This window comes from Polaromonas sp. P4_F6 (assembly GCF_056401275.1).
The window spans coordinates 5,001-23,377 of record NZ_JBFUJQ010000007.1 but is presented as its reverse complement, the minus strand read 5'-3'; the positions used below and the strand labels follow the sequence as shown (position 1 = coordinate 23,377).

The following is an 18,377-nucleotide window of genomic DNA, read 5'->3' as shown; positions in this document are numbered from 1 at the left end:
CAACAGGAAAAACCACTAGGCGAATCGTTGCACGAGCCCCGCAACAAATCAAGGCATTAGTGGCTTGGAGTGGCTTTGTCTGAGAATAGCTTCTCAGGGGAGGACCTTCACGGCCTGCCAGGCCGAGACCACGGCCATGTACTCTTTTGACTTACTGCCGAAGCGCGCACTGGCTACACGGCTTGTCGCCCGCGCCGCATCCAGAAAGCTGGCCTTGGGCTTGAGCTTGGGAAAGGCTTCGTACCAGATGGGGCCGGCCTTCTCCCAGGAGAAGCCGCCTATTTTTCGGGCAGCGAGGTAAAACGCATGGTTGGGAATGCCCGAGCTGTCGTGGACGTCGGCACCGTCCACGTATTGTTCCATGGTCTTGAACTGGTCGTCGTCATACCAGGTCAGCTTGCGGTTGCCGGGATCCTTGAGCGAGCGTATGGCCTTGCCATGCTGCGGCGCGAGCATGTTCTCGCCGAGCAACCAGTTGGCCTGGGCCGCCGTCTGGCCCAGGTGCCACTGTTTGACCATGCTGCCCATGACGTCGGAGAAAGATTCATTGAGGGCGCCGGCCTGGCCCTGGAGCACATGCGTCTGCTCCTCGAACTCGCGGTCCTTGCGCGCCAGTTTGACCACACCCAGCCCGCCGGGAATCATGTGCTGGATGACGCCATGGCTCAGTTCGTGGGTGATGATGTCCAGCGCCTCGGTGAAGCCCCCCACGTTCTCGTCGCCGTCGCCGTAGACCATCTGCTCGCCGGTCCACATGGCATTGGCAAAGTCCTTGCCGAAATGCACGGCCGACTCCACACGCATGCTGCGGTCGTCGAGGGAATCCCGCCCGAAAACCTGGTGGAAAAAATCCAGGGCGATGCCGGTGTTGTCGTAGACCTGGTTCACAGCGCGATCCTTGACCGGCTTGTCTCCTTCATGGCGCACCGGCTTGCCCGGCAGGTCGGTGTCGAAGCCGGCATTAAAAATACTGCGGCGGTAAGCCTGTGCAGGCATGAAGCCCTGGGGAGACTGGACCGTGCGGGGCACCACCGCCTGCTTGGCGCAGACATGGCGATGCGTGCGCAAGCGCATGCTGTGCTCGATGTGGCTGTCAATTCGCTGGCGCCCTTCCTCCCCTGATTTTTCGGCAAGCTTGCGAAACAGCTTGGACGGGACGGCAAAACAAAAGCAGCGGTAGGCGGGTTTCACGAATTCGGCCCTTCAGTGCGAAAAAAGCCGGGGCGCAAATGCCAACAGGCTCAAGCCGCCCGAATGCGGCACACTGAAGCCGATGGCACGGCAATCCACCAAACAAGGCTTGCCATAGGCTCCCGTGCCAATGCGAACGTCAGCGGCAGCGACAGCGGTACGCCCAAACACCATTCGCAGCACCGCGCGCGTTGCCTGGCGCTGACGGCGCTCTTCGGGCGGGACGATGCCGGAATACTGCTGCGGCAGGAAGTACGCAAGCGTCGAATAGCTCTTTTGCACGCTGAACTGTCCCAGCGTGATGATCACACTGAAAAGAGGCAATAACAGGGTGCTGAAAAGCATCCCGATGAGATATGCAGAGCCCACCCATCCGGCATAAACGATATCAATGCGCCCTTCCGACACGAGAGACAGAATCAGAAAAGGCAATATTTGAAATGGGAGGGAGCCTGTCGCTGAAAAAACACCGGCCCCAATTAGTACGCGCAACATTAATCCAATCTGAAATCCCGATGGTCTTTTCGCTCACCTGGCACCCTATCGCCTTCAGCACAGGATCAGAAGTTGAACACTGCGGACGATATTTTTCCCAAGGCGACTAGCCCATCCGCGACATAGGACGGCGGCGTTCATCCCAGTTTTTGTATAAGGCAGCCGCAAAGCGGACCTTTTGTGCATCAAAACCGCAGCTAAACGCAATCTACCATGGGTTTTGCTCAAGCATAACAATTCCGATGTTTCTGTAGATAAAGCCGCGCACAGTATTTCCATTACCCGCGTTCTCCTCCAAAATGAGGAGGTAAAACTTTGTTACACCATTTACGATGAATCCCCCGACCGAATTACCTACCCGCATGGGCCGAAGCACGAAGGTGCTGCTGGTCATGGATGTGGTGGAGTCCGTCAGGATCATGGAGCAGGATCAAGATGGTTTCGTACAGAGATGGCAACAACTGGTGCTGCAAGCTGAGCAGCAAATTCTGCCGCAGCATGGCGGCCGCATCGTCAAAAGCCTGGGTGACGGGCTGATGCTGGAATTTGCTAACGCTCAAGGTGGGGTCAAGGCGGCATTTGCCATGCAGCATTTCAGCCAGCAGGCCAATTCCGGCCTGAAGCCTGAGCAGCAAATGCATTTGCGCATGGGCGGCCACCTGGCGAGCTTTGTGACGGACCAGCATGACATTTATGGAACCGACGTCAATCTGACCTCGCGCTTTTGTACCTTGGCCGGTCCCGGGGAACTGGTGGTAACGGCCGCATTGCGCGACAACCTCACCGCCAACCTGGATGCCGACCTCGAGGATTTGGGCGAGTGCCACCTCAAGCACGTTGAAAAGCCCGTTCGCGCTTATCGCGTTGCCCCGCTAGGGGAGCATCCGGTGATCGCCCTCAGCAGTGCAGTGCGTCTTGACCTGCGCCCCACTATTGCCGTCATTCCCTTCGCGATGCGCAGTTCTGAACCCGGACATGAAATGCTGGGCGAAGCGCTAGCCGACGAGGTGATCGCCGCACTGTCCCGGACCTCGGAACTGCACGTGATCTCGCGGCTGTCCACGACGGTATTCCGTGAGCGGCAAGAGGCAATTGAGGATATCCGCACGCACCTGGGTGCCAGCTACATTCTTTCGGGCACCTGCCGCAGTGTGGGCACGCAATTGGCGTTGTTTGTAGAGCTGATTGATGCCAAAACCGAGAAATTGGTGTGGGCGGAAAATCTCAAAGGGCAAGTACACGGCGTGTTCGAGACGGATGACGAGCTGATTTCGCGGATGGTGGCGGCCATCAGTTCTTCCGTCATGTCCCAGCAATTGGAGCGAGCCCAAAGTCAGGCCCTGCCGACGCTGGACGGCTATACCTTGCTGCTGGGTTCGGTAGCACTGATGCATCGCACGGCGTTTAGTGAGTTTGACCGCGCTCGCGCGATGCTGGAACACTTGATCGACCGTAGCCGCCGCCATCCAATTCCTTACGCATGGCTGGCGAAATGGCATGTACTGCGGGTACAGCAGGGGTGGGCGGAAAACCCGGAGAAAGAGAAACAGCTTGCGTTGGATTGCACCAAAAGAGCCCTCGACATTGACCCAACCTCTTCTCTGGCGCTCACGATAGATGGCTTCGTTCACACAAATTTGCTGAAGAATCTGGAAGTCGCCGCACAACGCTACGAAGCAGCTCTAAGCGTCAACCCCAATGAGTCCCTGGCATGGCTGTTGACCGGAACGCTTAATGCGTTCAAGGGAGACGGAGGCGCGGCGTTTGAGGCGAGCGAGCGCGCCCTGCGATTGTCTCCTCTCGACCCAATACGGTATTTTTATGATTCATTGGCGGCGTCAGCCGCCGTATCGGCCGCTCAGTATGAGCGTGCAATCGAACTTGCCTTGCGGTCACTGCGCAGCAACAGAACGCATACATCCACATACCGTGCATTGGCCATAGCTCAGGCAATGTCGGGAAAACTGGAAGCTGCATCTGCGACGGTTACCAGCCTGCTGAAACTGGAACCGACCTTCACGGTTAGCAAATTTCGTGAACGCTCACCCAGCAGCGAGTACCCGGTCGGACAAGCTTATGCCAACGCGCTGAAGCTCGCCGGCCTGCCTGAATAATGAGAGTGGTTTCAACTTAACGAGGAGAATTGACAATGAGTAGTCTTGGTGGACTGGGCGGTTTGGGGGGACTTGGCGGCCTTGGCGGCCTTGGCGGCCTTGGCGGCCTTGGCGGCCTTGGCGGATTGGGCGGTTTGGGAGGGCTCGGTGGGCTTGGCGGTTTGGGGGCGGCCAGCTCGGACCCGCTGCTTGCGGACGGCCTGACAAAAAGCCGCTCAGCCCTCGTCGGGCCGTTCCAAGGCCCCACCCTGCCGGTGAACCTGCCCCTTCCTATCGACAAGGCGGATCGCCTGACGCAATGGGCAGCCGAACGGCGGCTGCAAGTCTGTGAGCTTGAACTGTTGGGCGGACTGCATTTCGATGTCAACCAAGCCAAGGAATCGGTGACGCTGGGCTTTGTTGACTTGAACAGGAGGCCGCTCAAGGATCACACCGTTGTCCGCTTGATACGTCCTACCGCGAAGGTCTTCAAACAACAGGTCGGGTTGGTTGCCAACTACGCAGAACTGCGTGAAGACCGGGGTAGCGAAATCCTCAGCCAAACGACCCCTCAAGTGCCCTATTGGGGATCCGTTGTGGGCTTACAGCCGCACCGCCATAAATGGACATTGGAACTGATAACGCTGTCGCTCCTCCTCGCCTCGGATGTGGAGATGCGCTTCAAGCATGCCTTCGCCTGCCCGCGCCCCATGGAGCTGTCACCGCAAGTTCAGCCGATGATCGATACCCCCGGCCACGCCAGCTGGCCCAGCGGGCACGCGACGGAAGCCTTCACCGTGGCCACAGTGTTGCTGGCCCTGCTTGAGAATGCCAATGGCACGGGCGCCAAATTCCGTGAGCAGCTGGAGCGGCAAGCGGCCCGTATCGCGGTAAATCGCACGGTGGCAGGCCTGCACTATCCCGTGGACAGCGCCGTGGGAAGGCTGCTCGGCACGGCACTCGGTGACTTCCTGGTGGCACGCTGCCTCGGCAACAACAAGCTTCACGAGCGCGGCTTCGACGGCCGGAAGTTCCACACCCCGCAAGGCGGTGTAGTCGATTTTGACCTGCGCGTTTCCATGGACGACCACCACAGCGGCTATTACGAATACCTTGGCAAGGTCGGCAACATTGCGGCTTCGCCGCTGTTGGCCTTCATGTGGTCCAAGGCCGTCAAAGAGTGGAAACCCCTCCAGTAAGGATAGTCATGACCTGGAGCAAACTTCCAAAAGGCGGGTTCACCGGTATCGACTGGTCCAAGCCCGACGCAACGAATGGCTTTGACCCCTATCTGGTGTGGGCTGAAACCGACCGGTTTGCGGGCTACGGCGACAAGCAGCCGAAGTGGCTGCCCGTGGCGATTGAGCTCAGCGCCGGCACCAGCATCGCCCAATTCATAGGCGCGGCCTCGCCTCAATGGCTGCATGTGCCTCCGGTGTACACCTCCAGCGCCGCGCCGGCGGGGCTGCGCTACTGCACGGCCCGCGTCAGGCCGGCGTTCTTCAAGCACATCCAGCCTGGCGGCAGCCTGCATGCGCTGGTCAGGCGGCTGGAACTGGGTTTGGCCGCGGGTCCGCACACCGACGGCCCGGGCTCCACCAGCAAGGGCCACACCCAGCCCCTGCTCAAGGGCAAGGTGATGGCGGTCATCGATGACGACCTGGCTTTCGCCAACGCCAATTTCCTGCACAAGGGCAAGGCTCGTACGAGGTACTTCTGGCGGCAAGACGGCAAAGGTGTGGGCGGCACGCCATCAGGCCTTGGTTATGGGCATGAACTCACGGCCGCCGACATCAACCATGCGATGCAACAGCGCACCTACGACGGTGTGGTGGACGAGAGTGCGGTCTACGCGCATTTCAAACTTGAGACTCTGCGAAAGCGCATTAGTCATGGCACACATGTACTGGACTTGGCGTGCGGCCCGCGAACCTTGCTGGCACAGGTAGCAGATCTTCCACCAGGCTTCGACGGGCCGGCCAGCTGGGCGCTGGCCGACGACGATGCCAGCCGCTGCGACATCATCGCCGTGCAGCTGGACTACGACACCGTGGCCGATACTTCGGGCGGCTCGATGAACGTACACGTCCTTGATGGATTGATGTACGTTCTTTCCCGCTGCGCGCACGACGCGAAAATCGTAACCAACATCAGCTTCGGCACCGTGGCCGGGCCGCATGACGGAAGTTCGCTGCTGGAAGCCGCAATGGACCAGCTGATCACGCTGTGCGGCCAGCGGCTGCGGATCGTGCTGGCGGCAGGCAACAGCTACCAGTTGCGCACGCACGCCAACGTGACCTTGGCAAAAAATGAGCACGCAGTACTGCACTGGCGCGGGCAACCCGATGACGCCACCGAGAACTTCCTGGAGCTATGGCTGCCGCCGCAGGCCCATGGCATCCGGATAGAGATCACGCCACCTGGACAGGCTGCACTGCCAGCCCTGGGCTTCGGCGAGTCCCGCATGTGGACGGGCAACGGCACGCAGCCGCTGTGCGCGCTGATTTACCCCAAAAGCGTGGCAACCGGCACACACGGCACTTGCGCGCTGATCGCTTTGGCACCCACCTTCAGTTTCGACAAGGGTGTCGCCACGGCCCCTAGCGGCGTGTGGCAGATCAAGCTGACCAACACGAAGCCGGGCAAGGTCACGATAGACGCCTATGTGGAACGTGACGACGTGGTGACCGGCCCGCGAGGCGGGCGCCAATCGCACTTTGAAGACAAGCTGTACGACATGAGCGGGAACCCGTGGTCATTCGTGGATCACCCCGACAATCCGACCTTGATCCGGCGCAGCGGCAATTTCAACAGCATTGCCACCGGACGCAAGACGGTATCCGTGGGTGGCACGCGGATCGTGGGCTCACACTGGGCGCATTACTCCCCGCAAAAGCCGGACCCCGATGCAGGCAGGCCCGAGCGTCCCGGCGTTGTAAAGACCGCCAGCACGGCGGCGCACAGCGATGAAAATCCAGCCCTGACGGGTGTTCGGGCTGCGGGTACCTATAGCGGCTCGGCCGTCCGCCTGAAGGGGACCAGCGCCGCGGCGCCGCAGGAAACACGGCGCACCTTTAATGCGCTATAGAACTGCCCTAGCCGCTACCAGCGGCTGGGTAATTTCTTGAGCAGGGTGATGCGCTTGGTGCCCATTTCGATGTAGCCGCCCTTTTCAAGGTCTTTGAGCAGACGGCTCACCATCTCGCGCGAGGCGCCGACGCGGCTGGCGATATCCTGGTGGGTGATCGCCTCCAAGGTGACTCCCTCGGCGGTATCGCGGGTCGCGACGTCGTCGTGGGCTTCCAGCACGGCAATCAATCGCCCATACACGTCAAGCAACGCCATATTGCGGGCAGCTTCCGTGGCGGCGCGGGCGCGGCGGATAACCTGAACCACCAGATTTATGGCAAATCCAGGCTCATACACCAAGTGCTCACTCACTTCGGCACGACTCAGCACGGCGCAGGTACAAGGTTCCAGGGTGATGACCGAGGCGGAGCGAGGGCCGCCGTCCAGCGACATCTCGCCAAAGTAATCGCCCGAATGGATTCGGCCGTAGGTGATTTCACGGCCGCTTTCGTCCATGGAAAACACCTTGACGCTGCCTTTGAGCAGGACGTAGAGGCTGTCCCCGATTTCCCCCTCGTTGATGACGACCGCCTTCTTGGGGTAAGTGCGCACCACGCCGCGCATGGCCAGGGTGCGTAATTCGGGGGTCAAGTGAGCGTAAAGATCTTCTTCGGGAGGTATATGCGGACTCATGATGAGTCGTAATCTAGCACGTTGCCGCCCCCCTGCGGCAATCAATGAATCTGTCCGACCGGCGCGGGGGCGATGGGTGGCAAAATCGCCACGCGGTTGACCAGTTCCCGGACGCCGCTGGAAGCGGTCTTGGCGCACAGGCTGCGCACGTGGCTGCGCACGGTGGAGACCGCGACTTTCATCTGAACGGCGATCTCGGGCGTGCTCAGGCAGCGGCACAGGAGGACCAGCACCTGCTCTTCCGTGTGGGTGAGGCCGTGGTTGCGGGCAAACGCGCCGAACACACCGGACTCGCTCACACCCACACGCGACAGCACCAGCGCGATCCGGTCGCAGGGCACGCCCACCTGGCGCTGCAGCGGCACCAGGGCCAAGGTGAAATCCGCGCCCTCGCCCGCCAGCCTGATGAGGCCGCGCTTGCCTGCGATGGCCTTGCCCAAGGCGACCTGAAAGGCCTTGGCATCGGCCGGCATGAGGACTTTCAACTCGCCCCGCTCCGCGCACAGCACGACGGCGCGGTCCAGCTCGCGCCGGGCAGCCGGGTTGACGTGCAGGAGTTTTCCCTGGGCGCTGACGACAAGCACCCCGTGGGCCAGCTCATCCACCAGGAAGGCGAGCAGGGCGGGCACCGAATCGGTGTCGTCCAGGGGGAATGAAGGCGCGGCCTCCAGGAAGGCGGCATTGGGCTGTGCAAACAGGGTCACGGGGGGCGCTCCATCCTACAAATAGATGAAGACGAGCATAAAAAGCCCGGCCCAATGTAGATAGTGAATATGCCGGGTCGTTCTTGTGAGAAATTCACATGAATCCGCCCGGATTGCCGGATTCCAGCGCTCCGGCGGCGCTGTAGCTCAACCCGGCCCGCGCTCCAGCATGGCCAGGGTGGCATCCATGACCTCGGGCAGGAATGCCATCTGCACGTGGGCGGCGCCACGAATCAGGCGGTTGTCGGCGCCCGGCAAGGTGGCGGTGGACGTCGGGAACACGATGTTGTCGCAATTGGAATACCAGCAGGTGAACAGCGCATGGCGGTCCGCCGGCATCTCGTGGTCCAGTTGGGCCTGCCAGTCGGACTGCAGCCGCATCTGGCGGCCGTTGTGGCCATGGCCGAAGCGCGCCAGCCAGGTCCCGCGGTGCGGCGTGCCTATGGTGACCACATGGAAGACGCGGGCCTCGGCCCGCATGCGCTTGAGCCAGGCCCGCACGGCCAGCCCGCCCATGCTGTGGCACACCAGCAGCGGCGGTAGCCCCGTGGTTTCGGTGACCTGGCGCACGGCCTCGTCGATCTGCGGCGCATAGTCGTCGATGGAGCCGAACAGGGGTTCGAGGTTGACGGCAACAAAAGCCCGTCCGCTTGCGCGGACGCGCTGGAGCCAGGGCGTCCACAAACCGCGGTTGCAAAAGAACCCATGCACAAACACCACACCGCGACGCCCACGCATGGCCGCGGCAGGCAAAAGCTGATCCGGCACCACGTTCATGCGAAAAGGCTGTCGCCAGCAGAACACGCGCGGCGCCGTCAGGGTCTCCCCCAGCCAGGCGCGCAGCAGTTCCCCCCAGCTCGGCCGGGGCGCCGGGTCCCGCTTGTTGACGTGGTGAAGAACGACGAATTCGAGGGCCAGAAAAACGGTGTATCCCAGCGCGATGGCCAGAAAGCCCGCGACGGCCAGAAACGGGGCATCGCCGAGAAACCAGAACAGCCAGCCAAAGGCCGCTGCGACCAGGGACAGGGTGATGAGTCTTTGTAGTTGGGCCAGCATCGGTCAGGCAAAGGAGAAAAAAGCGGTGGCAAGCCGCAGTATCTCAGGCCAGTGTGACACCACGGCCCGAGAGCCTGGCGGCCAGGCCCTGCGCCAGGCGATTCACCATGCCGTAGATGGACAGCTGCGGATTCGCGCCTATGCTGGTCGGGAACAGCGAACCGTCGTGGATGGACAGGTTCTCGAGTTGCCAGTGCACGCCGTCAGGCCGGGTGACACCGTGGCGTTCGTTGCCGGCCAAGCCGCAGCCGCCCATGACGTGGGCACTCACCACCCGGGTCAGCAGGGGCTTCATGGGCAAGGCATTGACCGCATCGCGGGCCTGCGCCCACGAGGTGTAGGACTGGGCCATCTCGTGCAGCGGCAGCACCTGTTTTGCGCCCGCCGCGAACTGGATCTCCATCATCGACAGCAGCGCCCTGCGCCCGCCTTCCATGACGTAATCCGTCAGCGGGTAGTCCAGCACGGCGGAGTTATCGCTGCGCAGCTTGACCTGCCCGCCCCTTGATTCATCATGGAAACCATCGCGTAGCAGTGCCAGCAGGGTGTGGTTGTAGGGGAAGGATTTGAGCAAGTCGTGCTGGCCCTGGCCGAAGCCTGGTACGGTCGACGCAAAAATCACCGGGTGCAGCGGTGGGGCCTCGAGCTTGTAGCCTATGGGGCCGTCTATCGCCTGGGTTTCCAGGAAGTGGTCGGAGTAAATGGTTTGCGGCGCGCCATTCCAGGCCTCCACTTTGTGCTCGAACACGCTGGAGGACATGACCACTGGATGCAGAAAAGTCCGGGCGCCCAGCACGCCGTGCGGGTCGGGCGCCTGCGAGCGTAGCAGCACGGCCGGCGAATTGATGGCGCCGCCGGCAAGCACATAGTGTTTGGCGACGATCTTGATGGCCCCGCCCGCCGTCCCGGAGGATGTGCCCAGGCTCCGGCATAACAACGCAGTGACCTTGCCGTTGGCCAATTCAAACTTTTCCGCGCGAGTTTCGGTCAGCAGCTGCGCGCCTTTGTCGAGCGCTGCGGGAATGGTGGTGACCAGCATGGATTGCTTGGCGTTGGTCGGGCAACCCAGGCCGCAGGAGCCGAGGTTCCAGCAGCCTTTGACATTGCGCGAAATGGCCGACGCGGGAATTCCCAGCTTGGCCGCGCCCCGGCGCAGCAGGTCGTTGTTCTCATTGGGGGGAACCAGCCAGGGCGTGATATTCAGACGCTGCTCCGCCTGGGCAAAATACGGCGCCAGCGCTTCGGTGGTGTAGCCGTCCAGCCCGAACCGCTCCTGCCAGAATTTGAGCGTGGAGCCCGGCGTGCGGAAGGAGCTGGTCCAGTTCACCGTGGTGGAGCCGCCCACGCAGCGGCCCTGCAGGATGTTGATGGCCTTGTCTTCGGTCTTGCGCGCCGCGCTCTCCTGGTAGAGCGAAGGATAGGCTTCGGATTCCTTCTGGTTGAAGTCGCTGCTGCTTTTGAGCGGGCCCTCTTCAACCATCACCACCTGCAGGCCGGCCTTGGCCAGCAGCTCGGCCGTGACGCCGGCGCCGGCTCCGCTGCCTATGATGGCGACATCGCAGCTCAGTGTTTCGGGCGCCGGCGGCAACGCGCCGCCCATCACTTTCCAGCCGCGCGCGAGGCCTTCGCGGATCGGGTCTTTCAGTTGGCTCATGCTGCTTTCGGAGGTCTTTATATCTTCATGGGGCCGGGATATCCCAGCAGCGCCCAGCTCGCCGGATCGGAGAAATACGCGCCCGCAGTGATGTCGTGCAAGGCGGCGTAGGCTTGCTGCCGCAGTGCCAGCCTGGAAAAGCGCATGTCCTGAAGTGACTGCTGGATATCGGTGACGGAGGCTTCTTGCCAGGGCTGGCTCAAACCGGCCAGCGCGCGCCGGCCAGCGGCACTCGCCAGCAGGGCCAGCAACTGCGACAGCTCGGCCTGCGCGTGTGGCGGTAAAGACTGCACCAGCCCGTCGATGCGGCTGAGCAGGCCGTTCAATGCGATTTGCCGCGCACCTTCATCGGCCGGCAGTGTTTTGTCGAGCACGGCCCGGCCTATGGCTGAAAACACCTCGCGCCCCGATGCACTCAGCGCGCCGCCGGCCAGGCCCGGCTGCAGCAACGCGGCCGTGCCACCGGCCACCAGCAGCACGGCGGCTGACGCGGCGCCTAGCTTGAGGAGCGTTCTTCTTTGCATGCTGGAAGTTTCGCACGCGCATTTAGGTTTCAATAGGGACCCGTACCTAGATAAACTCCGGGTTTGTATGGACGCCTCCGCACAACAAATACACGACGCGCTGGAGACTGTGGCGAAGCTCAGGCAACAGCACAGGGCCGACGCGCCGCTGGCTCGGGCCAATGCCGAGCTCAAGCGCTTCCAGGCACGCCGGTTTGAGGCCACCTATTCCGACCTGCTGCACAGCCACCGGTATAAAACCGCGGCCACGTTTTTCCTGCAGGAGCTCTACAGCGACAAGGACTACGCCGAGCGCGACCAGCAGTTTGCGCGCATCGCCGGCACCATCGCCAAACTTTTTCCGCAGCCTGTGGTCAACACCGCGGCCGCGCTGGCGGAGGTGCACGCGCTGACGGAACAGCTCGACGACCTGATGGCGCGCGAGTGGCTGGCGGACTCGGGGAGCATGCCCCAGAGCGATGTATGTGCCCGCTACATCCGCTGCTGGCGCCGCGTGGGGGATATCGCCGCGCGCAAGCGGCAGCTGGAGGTGGTGCTGCATCTGGGGCAGGAACTCGACCGCCTGACCCGGATGTTCGGCCTTCGCACCTTGCTCAAAATGATGCGCGGGCCCGCGGCCGCGGCCGGGCTGAACTCCTTGCAACATTTCCTGGAGACCGGCTTTGATGCCTTCGCCGCCATGCGCGGCGCAAGTGAGTTCCTCAGACTGATCAAAGACCGCGAGACAGCATGGATCCACTCCCTGTTCGAGGACGATGCTGTCACCTGCGAGACCAGATTGGGCCATTTGCTCGCTGCCGGGCCCTGATATCGCGCCCGCATTAGGACAAGCCCCATACGGATTCCGCCAGGCGGCTTTCACAATGAGCCGCAAGGAGTTTGTATGAACAAGCATTGGCTCAAGAGTTATCCCGAAGGCGTATCGCACGAGATCGACACCGAACAGTTCCACTCGCTCACCCATCTGCTGGAGGACTCCCTCAAGAAGAACGCGGCCAAGCCGTTCTCGGTCTGCATGGACCGCTGGATGAGCTATGGGCAACTCGACGAACTCTCGGCATCGTTCGGCGCCTGGCTGCAGAGCCTGGGCCTGGAGCCCGGCGCCCGCGTGGCCATCATGCTGCCCAATGTGCCGCAGTTCGCCGTCACCATGGCGGCCATCCTGCGGGCGGGTTACACCTGCGTCAACGTCAACCCGCTGTACACCGCGCGTGAGCTGGAGCACCAGCTGCGCGACTCCGGTGCGACGACCATCGTTATCCTGGAAAACTTCGCGGCCACCCTGGCGGAGGTGATTGAACGCACGCCGGTGAAGAAGGTCGTCGTGGCCTCCATGGGCGACCTGCTCGGTTTCTGGTACGGCCAGTGGATCACGTTTGCCGTGCGCCATCTTGCCAAGCTGGTGCCGGCCTATAAACTGCCTTTGAGCGAGGGGCGCACTGTCACCACCTTCAACCGCGCGATTGCCGAGGGTAGCCGCCTGGCGCTCAAGCCCGCCCAAAGCACGCTGGACTCCATTGCTTTTCTGCAGTACACCGGCGGGACCACCGGCCTGTCGAAAGGCGCGGTGCTGACCCATCGCAACATCGTCGCCGCGATCCTGCAGGCGGAGGCATGGTTCACGCCCGCCTTGGAACGCGTGGGGGACGTCAGCAAGACCAACAACATCGCGGCCTTGCCGCTGTACCACATCTTCGCGCTGACGCTGTGCCTGCTCACCATCCGCTGGGGCGCCCACCTGACGCTGATTCCCAACCCGCGCGACTTCGGCAAATTCATCGAGGTTCTCAAGAAGCGGCCCTTTCACATGTTGCCGGCGGTCAACACGCTGTTCAACGCGCTGCTGCAGCATCCGCAATTCAAGACGGTGGACTTCTCCAGCCTTTGCGTCTCCCAGGCGGGCGGCATGGCCGCATCCGAGGGGACGGCGAAACACTGGCTTCAGGTGACGGGCTGCCCCATGATCGAAGGCTGGGGCATGAGCGAGACTTGCGCGATCGGCACCAACAACCCAGTGCTCAACAAGGACTTCACCGGCACCATAGGCCTGCCCCTGCCCAGCATCGAGGTTGCGATCAAGGACGATGAGGGGAAATCGCTCACTTTGGGCGAATCCGGCGAGATTTGCATCAAGGGCCCGCAGGTCATGACGGGCTATTACCAGCAACCGGAGGAAAACAAAAAGGCATTCACCCCTGACGGCTTTATGCGCACCGGCGACATCGGCATCATGGACGAGCGCGGCTACACCAAGATCATCGACCGCAAGAAGGACATGATCATCGTCTCGGGCTTTAATGTGTTCCCCAATGAGCTTGAGAACGTGATTTCCCTGTGCCCCGGCGTTGTCGAATGCGCGGCCATCGGCATTGCAGACGACAAACAAGGGGAAGCCATCAAGGTTTTTGTCGTGAAGAACGACCCTACACTGACCGAAGACGAAGTGAGCGCCTATTGCAAGCAACATCTCACCGGCTACAAACGCCCCAAATACATTGAATTCCGCGATGACCTGCCCAAAACCAATGTCGGAAAAATCCTCAGGCGTGAGTTGCGTGCGTCAGCCTGAGTACTTTTTCGCGGAAATTTGCTGATGGCCCAGCCGGATTTGCCGCCGGGGATGCATGTTTTAGAGCGAGGCTGGCTCTCCGCCAACAATATTTTGTTCACCGGCGGCGACAAAACCGTGTTGGTGGACAGCGGGTACTGCACGCATGCGCCGCAGACGCTGGCCTTGGTGGAGGCCGTTCTGGGCCCGCGGCCGCTCGATATCCTGATCAACACGCATTTGCACAGTGACCACTGCGGCGGCAATGCGGCTTTGCAGGCGCGTTACCCTGCTCTCCGTACCTTGATTCCTCCCGGTCACGCACAGCAGGTCGCTGATTGGGACCCGGTGGCGCTGACTTATTTGCCCACCGGGCAGCTTTGCCCACAATTTGGCTTCACGCGGGCGTTGCAGCCAGGGAGTTCCATGCTCTTTGGAACTGAAATCTGGGAGATTCACGCTGCGCCCGGCCATGATCCCCACTCGTTGATCTTCTTCGAACCGCGAAGTCGCGTACTTATTTCCGCCGACGCCTTGTGGGAAAACGGGTTTGGTGTGGTGTTTCCCGAGCTCGAAGGGGCGGATGCGTTCTCGCAAGTGGCCGCAACACTGGATTTGATCGAGCGCTTAAACCCGAAAACCGTTGTTCCCGGGCATGGCCGCGTCTTCGCCTATGCACCGCAAGTGCTGATGCGCGCGCGCCAGCGGCTGGATTCGTTTGTCGGCAACCCGAACAGGCATGCTCACCATGCCGCCAAAGTCCTGCTGAAATTCAAACTACTCGAAACCCAGCGGCAGGACTTTGATGCGTTTGCGCAATGGGCCATTGAAACGCCGTATTTCATGCAGATCAATGCCAAGTTTTTCGCTGACATCCCCGCTCGTGAGTGGATCGAGCAGCTCAGTGAAGAGCTGGTCACGGCCGGCGTCGCACAAAGAGACGGCAGCAGTATCGCGAACGCTTGAGCCGGCCTGGCCAATTCCAGTTTGGCGTTCAGAATTTTCTCTTCCATTTCACCAAGCGGCTCCCTGGGCCATCTTCTTGCGCTCCCCCGTCTCGTCTCAGAAACGGAAAAAGCCCGCATGGATCCATGAGGGCTTTTTTTAAATCTCGAGTCGCCTGGCTGAATACCCGGCACACAAAAGAAAACGCCCGGTTGATCAAAAATCAACCGGGCGTTCCTTGCTGTAAGAGCCTGACGATGTCCTACTTTCACACGGGAATCCGCACTATCATCGGCGCTAAGTCGTTTCACTGTCCTGTTCGGGATGGGAAGGAGTGGTACCAACTTGCTATGGTCATCAGGCATAACTTTTTGACAGATTGTCCAAAGAACAATCCATCGAATTCATAGAGCCAATCAGCTTGTATTTAGATTCGCACAGCTGCTGGGCTGTGCTTTTTGAATGCGTCAACTTGGCATAACAACTTCGAATTAATCAAAGTTATAGGGTCAAGCCGCACGAGCAATTAGTATCAGTTAGCTTAACGCATTACTGCGCTTCCACACCTGACCTATCAACGTCCTGGTCTTGAACGACTCTTTAGGGGGCTCAAGGCCCCGGCAGATCTAATCTTGAAACGAGTTTCCCGCTTAGATGCTTTCAGCGGTTATCTCTTCCGAACTTAGCTACTCGGCAATGCCACTGGCGTGACAACCGATACACCAGAGGTTCGTCCACTCCGGTCCTCTCGTACTAGGAGCAGGCTTCCTCAAATCTGCAGCGCCCACGGAAGATAGGGACCAAACTGTCTCACGACGTTTTAAACCCAGCTCACGTACCTCTTTAAATGGCGAACAGCCATACCCTTGGGACCGGCTACAGCCCCAGGATGAGATGAGCCGACATCGAGGTGCCAAACACCGCCGTCGATATGAACTCTTGGGCGGTATCAGCCTGTTATCCCCAGAGTACCTTTTATCCGTTGAGCGATGGCCCTTCCATACAGAACCACCGGATCACTATGTCCTGCTTTCGCATCTGCTCGACTTGTCAGTCTCGCAGTTAAGCACGCTTATGCCATTGCACTATTAGCACGATGTCCGACCGTACCTAGCGTACCTTCGAACTCCTCCGTTACACTTTGGGAGGAGACCGCCCCAGTCAAACTGCCTACCATGCACTGTCCCCGATCCAGATAATGGACCTAGGTTAGAACCTCAAACACACCAGGGTGGTATTTCAACGTTGGCTCCATGCGATCTAGCGACCACACTTCAAAGCCTCCCACCTATCCTACACAGATCTGTTCAAAGTCCAATACAAAGCTACAGTAAAGGTTCATGGGGTCTTTCCGTCTTTCCGCGGGGAGATTGCATCATCACAAACATTTCAACTTCGCTGAGTCTCAGGAGGAGACAGTGTGGCCATCATTACGCCATTCGTGCAGGTCGGAACTTACCCGACAAGGAATTTCGCTACCTTAGGACCGTTATAGTTACGGCCGCCGTTTACTGGGACTTCAATCAAGAGCTTGCACCCCATCATTTAATCTTCCAGCACCGGGCAGGCGTCACACCCTATACGTCGACTTTCGTCTTAGCAGAGTGCTGTGTTTTTAATAAACAGTTGCAGCCACCGATTTTTTGCAACCTCATTGGGCTCCCCAAGTAAATGGTTCACCTACTAAAGGCACACCTTCTTCCGAAGTTACGGTGTCAATTTGCCGAGTTCCTTCTCCTGAGTTCTCTCAAGCGCCTTAGAATACTCATCTCGCGCACCAGTGTCGGTTTGCGGTACGGTCGTGTGTAGCTGAAGCTTAGTGGCTTTTCCTGGAAGCAGGGTATCACTCACTTCGTCTGCAAGCAGACTCGTTATCACCCCTCATCTAAGCCCGGCGGATTTACCTACCAGGCACGACTACAGGCTTGAACCAACATATCCAACAGTTGGCTGAGTTAACCTTCTCCGTCCCCACATCGCACTACACATCGGTACAGGAATATTGACCTGTTTCCCATCAGCTACGCATCTCTGCCTCGCCTTAGGGGCCGACTCACTCTACGCCGATGAACGTTGCGTAGAAAACCTTGCGCTTACGGCGAGGGGGCTTTTCACCCCCTTTAACGCTACTCATGTCAGCATTCGCACTTCTGATACCTCCAGCAGGGTTTACACCACCACCTTCACAGGCTTACAGAACGCTCTCCTACCACTTGCAATAAATTGCAAATCCGCAGCTTCGGTAACTGGCTTAGCCCCGTTACATCTTCCGCGCAGGACGACTCGATCAGTGAGCTATTACGCTTTCTTTAAATGATGGCTGCTTCTAAGCCAACATCCTGACTGTTATAGCCTTCCCACTTCGTTTCCCACTTAGCCAATTTTAGGGACCTTAGCTGGCGGTCTGGGTTGTTTCCCTCTTGAGTCCGGACGTTAGCACCCGGTGCTCTGTCTCCCAAGCTGTACTCATCGGTATTCGGAGTTTGCATTGGTTTGGTAAGTCGCCATGACCCCCTAGCCAAAACAGTGCTCTACCCCCGATGGTAATACTTGAGGCACTACCTAAATAGTTTTCGGAGAGAACCAGCTATTTCCAAGTTTGTTTAGCCTTTCACCCCTATCCACAGCTCATCCGCTAGTTTTGCAACACTAGTCGGTTCGGACCTCCAGTGCGTGTTACCGCACCTTCATCCTGGCCATGGATAGCTCACTTGGTTTCGGGTCTACACCCAGCGACTGATCGCCCTATTCGGACTCGATTTCTCTACGGCTACCCTATTCGGTTAACCTTGCCACTGAATGTAAGTCGCTGACCCATTATACAAAAGGTACGCAGTCACCCCTTACGAGGCTCCTACTTTTTGTAAGCACACGGTTTCAGGATCTATTTCACTCCCCTCCCGGGGTTCTTTTCGCCTTTCCCTCACGGTACTAGTTCACTATCGGTCAATGATGAGTATTTAGCCTTGGAGGATGGTCCCCCCATATTCAGACAGGATTTCTCGTGTCCCGCCCTACTTGTCGTTAGCTCAGTACCACAAGTCTCTTTTTGCATACGGGGCTATCACCCGCTATGGCCAACCTTTCCAGGCTGTTCTGCTAAGAGTCTTGCTATCACTAACAGGCTTCTCCGATTTCGCTCGCCACTACTTTCGGAATCTCGGTTGATGTATTTTCCTCGAGCTACTGAGATGTTTCAGTTCACCCGGTTCGCTTCGCACACCTATGTATTCAGTGAGCGATACCCCTAAGGGTGGGTTTCCCCATTCAGAAATCTCCGGATCAAAGCTAATTTGCCAGCTCCCCGAAGCTTATCGCAGGCTATCACGTCTTTCGTCGCCTATCATTGCCAAGGCATCCACCATGTGCTCTTATTCACTTGACCCTATAACTTTGATTTCTCAA

At 59.5% G+C, this 18,377-nt stretch carries 13 protein-coding genes and 2 rRNA genes; 6 read left to right on the top strand and 9 right to left on the bottom strand.

The genetic code is table 11. The features are described 5' to 3' along the window. Window positions 1-93: 93 nt before the first annotated feature. On the bottom strand, window positions 94-1,191 hold the full coding sequence (locus AC1DUN_RS16750; RefSeq protein WP_477714944.1) for a M4 family metallopeptidase: 1,098 nt from the start codon (window positions 1,189-1,191) through the stop codon (window positions 94-96). A 12-nt stretch (window positions 1,192-1,203) separates the two neighbouring features. Then, window positions 1,204-1,686, bottom strand: coding sequence for a 4'-phosphopantetheinyl transferase family protein (locus AC1DUN_RS16745; RefSeq protein WP_477714943.1), 483 nt, complete (start codon window positions 1,684-1,686; stop codon window positions 1,204-1,206). A 332-nt stretch (window positions 1,687-2,018) separates the two neighbouring features. Here AC1DUN_RS16745 and AC1DUN_RS16740 point away from each other — a divergent pair, with 332 nt between their 5' ends. The 3 genes from AC1DUN_RS16740 to AC1DUN_RS16730 are packed head-to-tail and all read left to right on the top strand — an operon-like array spanning window position 2,019 to window position 6,867. Beyond that, window positions 2,019-3,800, top strand: coding sequence for an adenylate/guanylate cyclase domain-containing protein (locus AC1DUN_RS16740; RefSeq protein WP_477714942.1), 1,782 nt, complete (start codon window positions 2,019-2,021; stop codon window positions 3,798-3,800). 35 nt (window positions 3,801-3,835) lie between these two features. Next, the gene (locus AC1DUN_RS16735; protein ID WP_477714941.1) at window positions 3,836-4,978 is read left to right on the top strand and encodes a phosphatase PAP2 family protein; all 1,143 of its coding nucleotides are present in this window, start codon (window positions 3,836-3,838) and stop codon (window positions 4,976-4,978) included. 8 nt (window positions 4,979-4,986) lie between these two features. Beyond that, window positions 4,987-6,867, top strand: a complete 1,881-nt coding sequence (locus AC1DUN_RS16730; protein WP_477714940.1) for a S8/S53 family peptidase — start codon at window positions 4,987-4,989, stop codon at window positions 6,865-6,867. Between the two features lie 14 nt (window positions 6,868-6,881). Here AC1DUN_RS16730 and AC1DUN_RS16725 read toward each other — a convergent pair whose 3' ends face one another. The 5 genes from AC1DUN_RS16725 to AC1DUN_RS16705 form a co-directional block, all read right to left on the bottom strand. Next, window positions 6,882-7,499, bottom strand: coding sequence for a Crp/Fnr family transcriptional regulator (locus tag AC1DUN_RS16725; protein WP_477714939.1), 618 nt, complete (start codon window positions 7,497-7,499; stop codon window positions 6,882-6,884). Window positions 7,500-7,582: 83 nt separating this feature from the next. Further along, window positions 7,583-8,245, bottom strand: coding sequence for a helix-turn-helix transcriptional regulator (locus AC1DUN_RS16720; RefSeq protein WP_477714938.1), 663 nt, complete (start codon window positions 8,243-8,245; stop codon window positions 7,583-7,585). A gap of 147 nt (window positions 8,246-8,392) precedes the next feature. Continuing rightward, the gene (locus AC1DUN_RS16715) at window positions 8,393-9,301 is read right to left on the bottom strand and encodes an esterase/lipase family protein (protein ID WP_477714937.1); all 909 of its coding nucleotides are present in this window, start codon (window positions 9,299-9,301) and stop codon (window positions 8,393-8,395) included. Between the two features lie 43 nt (window positions 9,302-9,344). Further along, complete coding sequence (locus AC1DUN_RS16710; protein ID WP_477714936.1) at window positions 9,345-10,955, bottom strand: GMC family oxidoreductase; 1,611 nt, start codon at window positions 10,953-10,955, stop codon at window positions 9,345-9,347. Between the two features lie 17 nt (window positions 10,956-10,972). After that, on the bottom strand, window positions 10,973-11,479 hold the full coding sequence (locus tag AC1DUN_RS16705) for a hypothetical protein (RefSeq protein WP_477714935.1): 507 nt from the start codon (window positions 11,477-11,479) through the stop codon (window positions 10,973-10,975). A 67-nt stretch (window positions 11,480-11,546) separates the two neighbouring features. Here AC1DUN_RS16705 and AC1DUN_RS16700 point away from each other — a divergent pair, with 67 nt between their 5' ends. From AC1DUN_RS16700 to AC1DUN_RS16690, 3 genes are all read left to right on the top strand, one after another. Continuing rightward, window positions 11,547-12,287, top strand: a complete 741-nt coding sequence (locus tag AC1DUN_RS16700; RefSeq protein WP_477714934.1) for a DUF8198 family protein — start codon at window positions 11,547-11,549, stop codon at window positions 12,285-12,287. 75 nt (window positions 12,288-12,362) lie between these two features. Then, window positions 12,363-14,048 carry an AMP-binding protein gene (locus AC1DUN_RS16695; RefSeq protein ID WP_477714933.1) on the top strand — a complete coding sequence of 562 codons (1,686 nt, stop codon included), beginning with the start codon at window positions 12,363-12,365 and terminating at the stop codon, window positions 14,046-14,048. Between the two features lie 24 nt (window positions 14,049-14,072). Further along, entirely contained in the window at window positions 14,073-14,993 is a 921-nt protein-coding gene (locus tag AC1DUN_RS16690) for an MBL fold metallo-hydrolase (protein ID WP_477714932.1), read from the top strand. 228 nt (window positions 14,994-15,221) lie between these two features. Here AC1DUN_RS16690 and rrf read toward each other — a convergent pair. Both rrf and AC1DUN_RS16680 read right to left on the bottom strand, forming a co-directional pair. Then, window positions 15,222-15,334 (bottom strand): 5S ribosomal RNA (gene rrf, locus AC1DUN_RS16685). A 143-nt stretch (window positions 15,335-15,477) separates the two neighbouring features. After that, window positions 15,478-18,357, bottom strand: a 23S ribosomal RNA gene (locus AC1DUN_RS16680). Window positions 18,358-18,377: the final 20 nt, after the last annotated feature.

Excerpts from the sequence above, each read along its gene's own strand:
- AC1DUN_RS16700 (WP_477714934.1), top strand. The coding sequence starts at position 11,547 with ATGGACGCCTCCGCACAACAAATACACGACGCGCTGGAGACTGTGGCG.
- AC1DUN_RS16740 (WP_477714942.1), top strand. The coding sequence starts at position 2,019 with ATGAATCCCCCGACCGAATTACCTACCCGCATGGGCCGAAGCACGAAG.
- AC1DUN_RS16690 (WP_477714932.1), top strand. The coding sequence starts at position 14,073 with ATGGCCCAGCCGGATTTGCCGCCGGGGATGCATGTTTTAGAGCGAGGC.
- AC1DUN_RS16705 (WP_477714935.1), bottom strand. The coding sequence starts at position 11,479 with ATGCAAAGAAGAACGCTCCTCAAGCTAGGCGCCGCGTCAGCCGCCGTG.
- AC1DUN_RS16695 (WP_477714933.1), top strand. The coding sequence starts at position 12,363 with ATGAACAAGCATTGGCTCAAGAGTTATCCCGAAGGCGTATCGCACGAG.
- AC1DUN_RS16745 (WP_477714943.1), bottom strand. The coding sequence starts at position 1,686 with ATGTTGCGCGTACTAATTGGGGCCGGTGTTTTTTCAGCGACAGGCTCC.
- AC1DUN_RS16735 (WP_477714941.1), top strand. The coding sequence starts at position 3,836 with ATGAGTAGTCTTGGTGGACTGGGCGGTTTGGGGGGACTTGGCGGCCTT.
- AC1DUN_RS16710 (WP_477714936.1), bottom strand. The coding sequence starts at position 10,955 with ATGAGCCAACTGAAAGACCCGATCCGCGAAGGCCTCGCGCGCGGCTGG.
- AC1DUN_RS16730 (WP_477714940.1), top strand. The coding sequence starts at position 4,987 with ATGACCTGGAGCAAACTTCCAAAAGGCGGGTTCACCGGTATCGACTGG.
- AC1DUN_RS16715 (WP_477714937.1), bottom strand. The coding sequence starts at position 9,301 with ATGCTGGCCCAACTACAAAGACTCATCACCCTGTCCCTGGTCGCAGCG.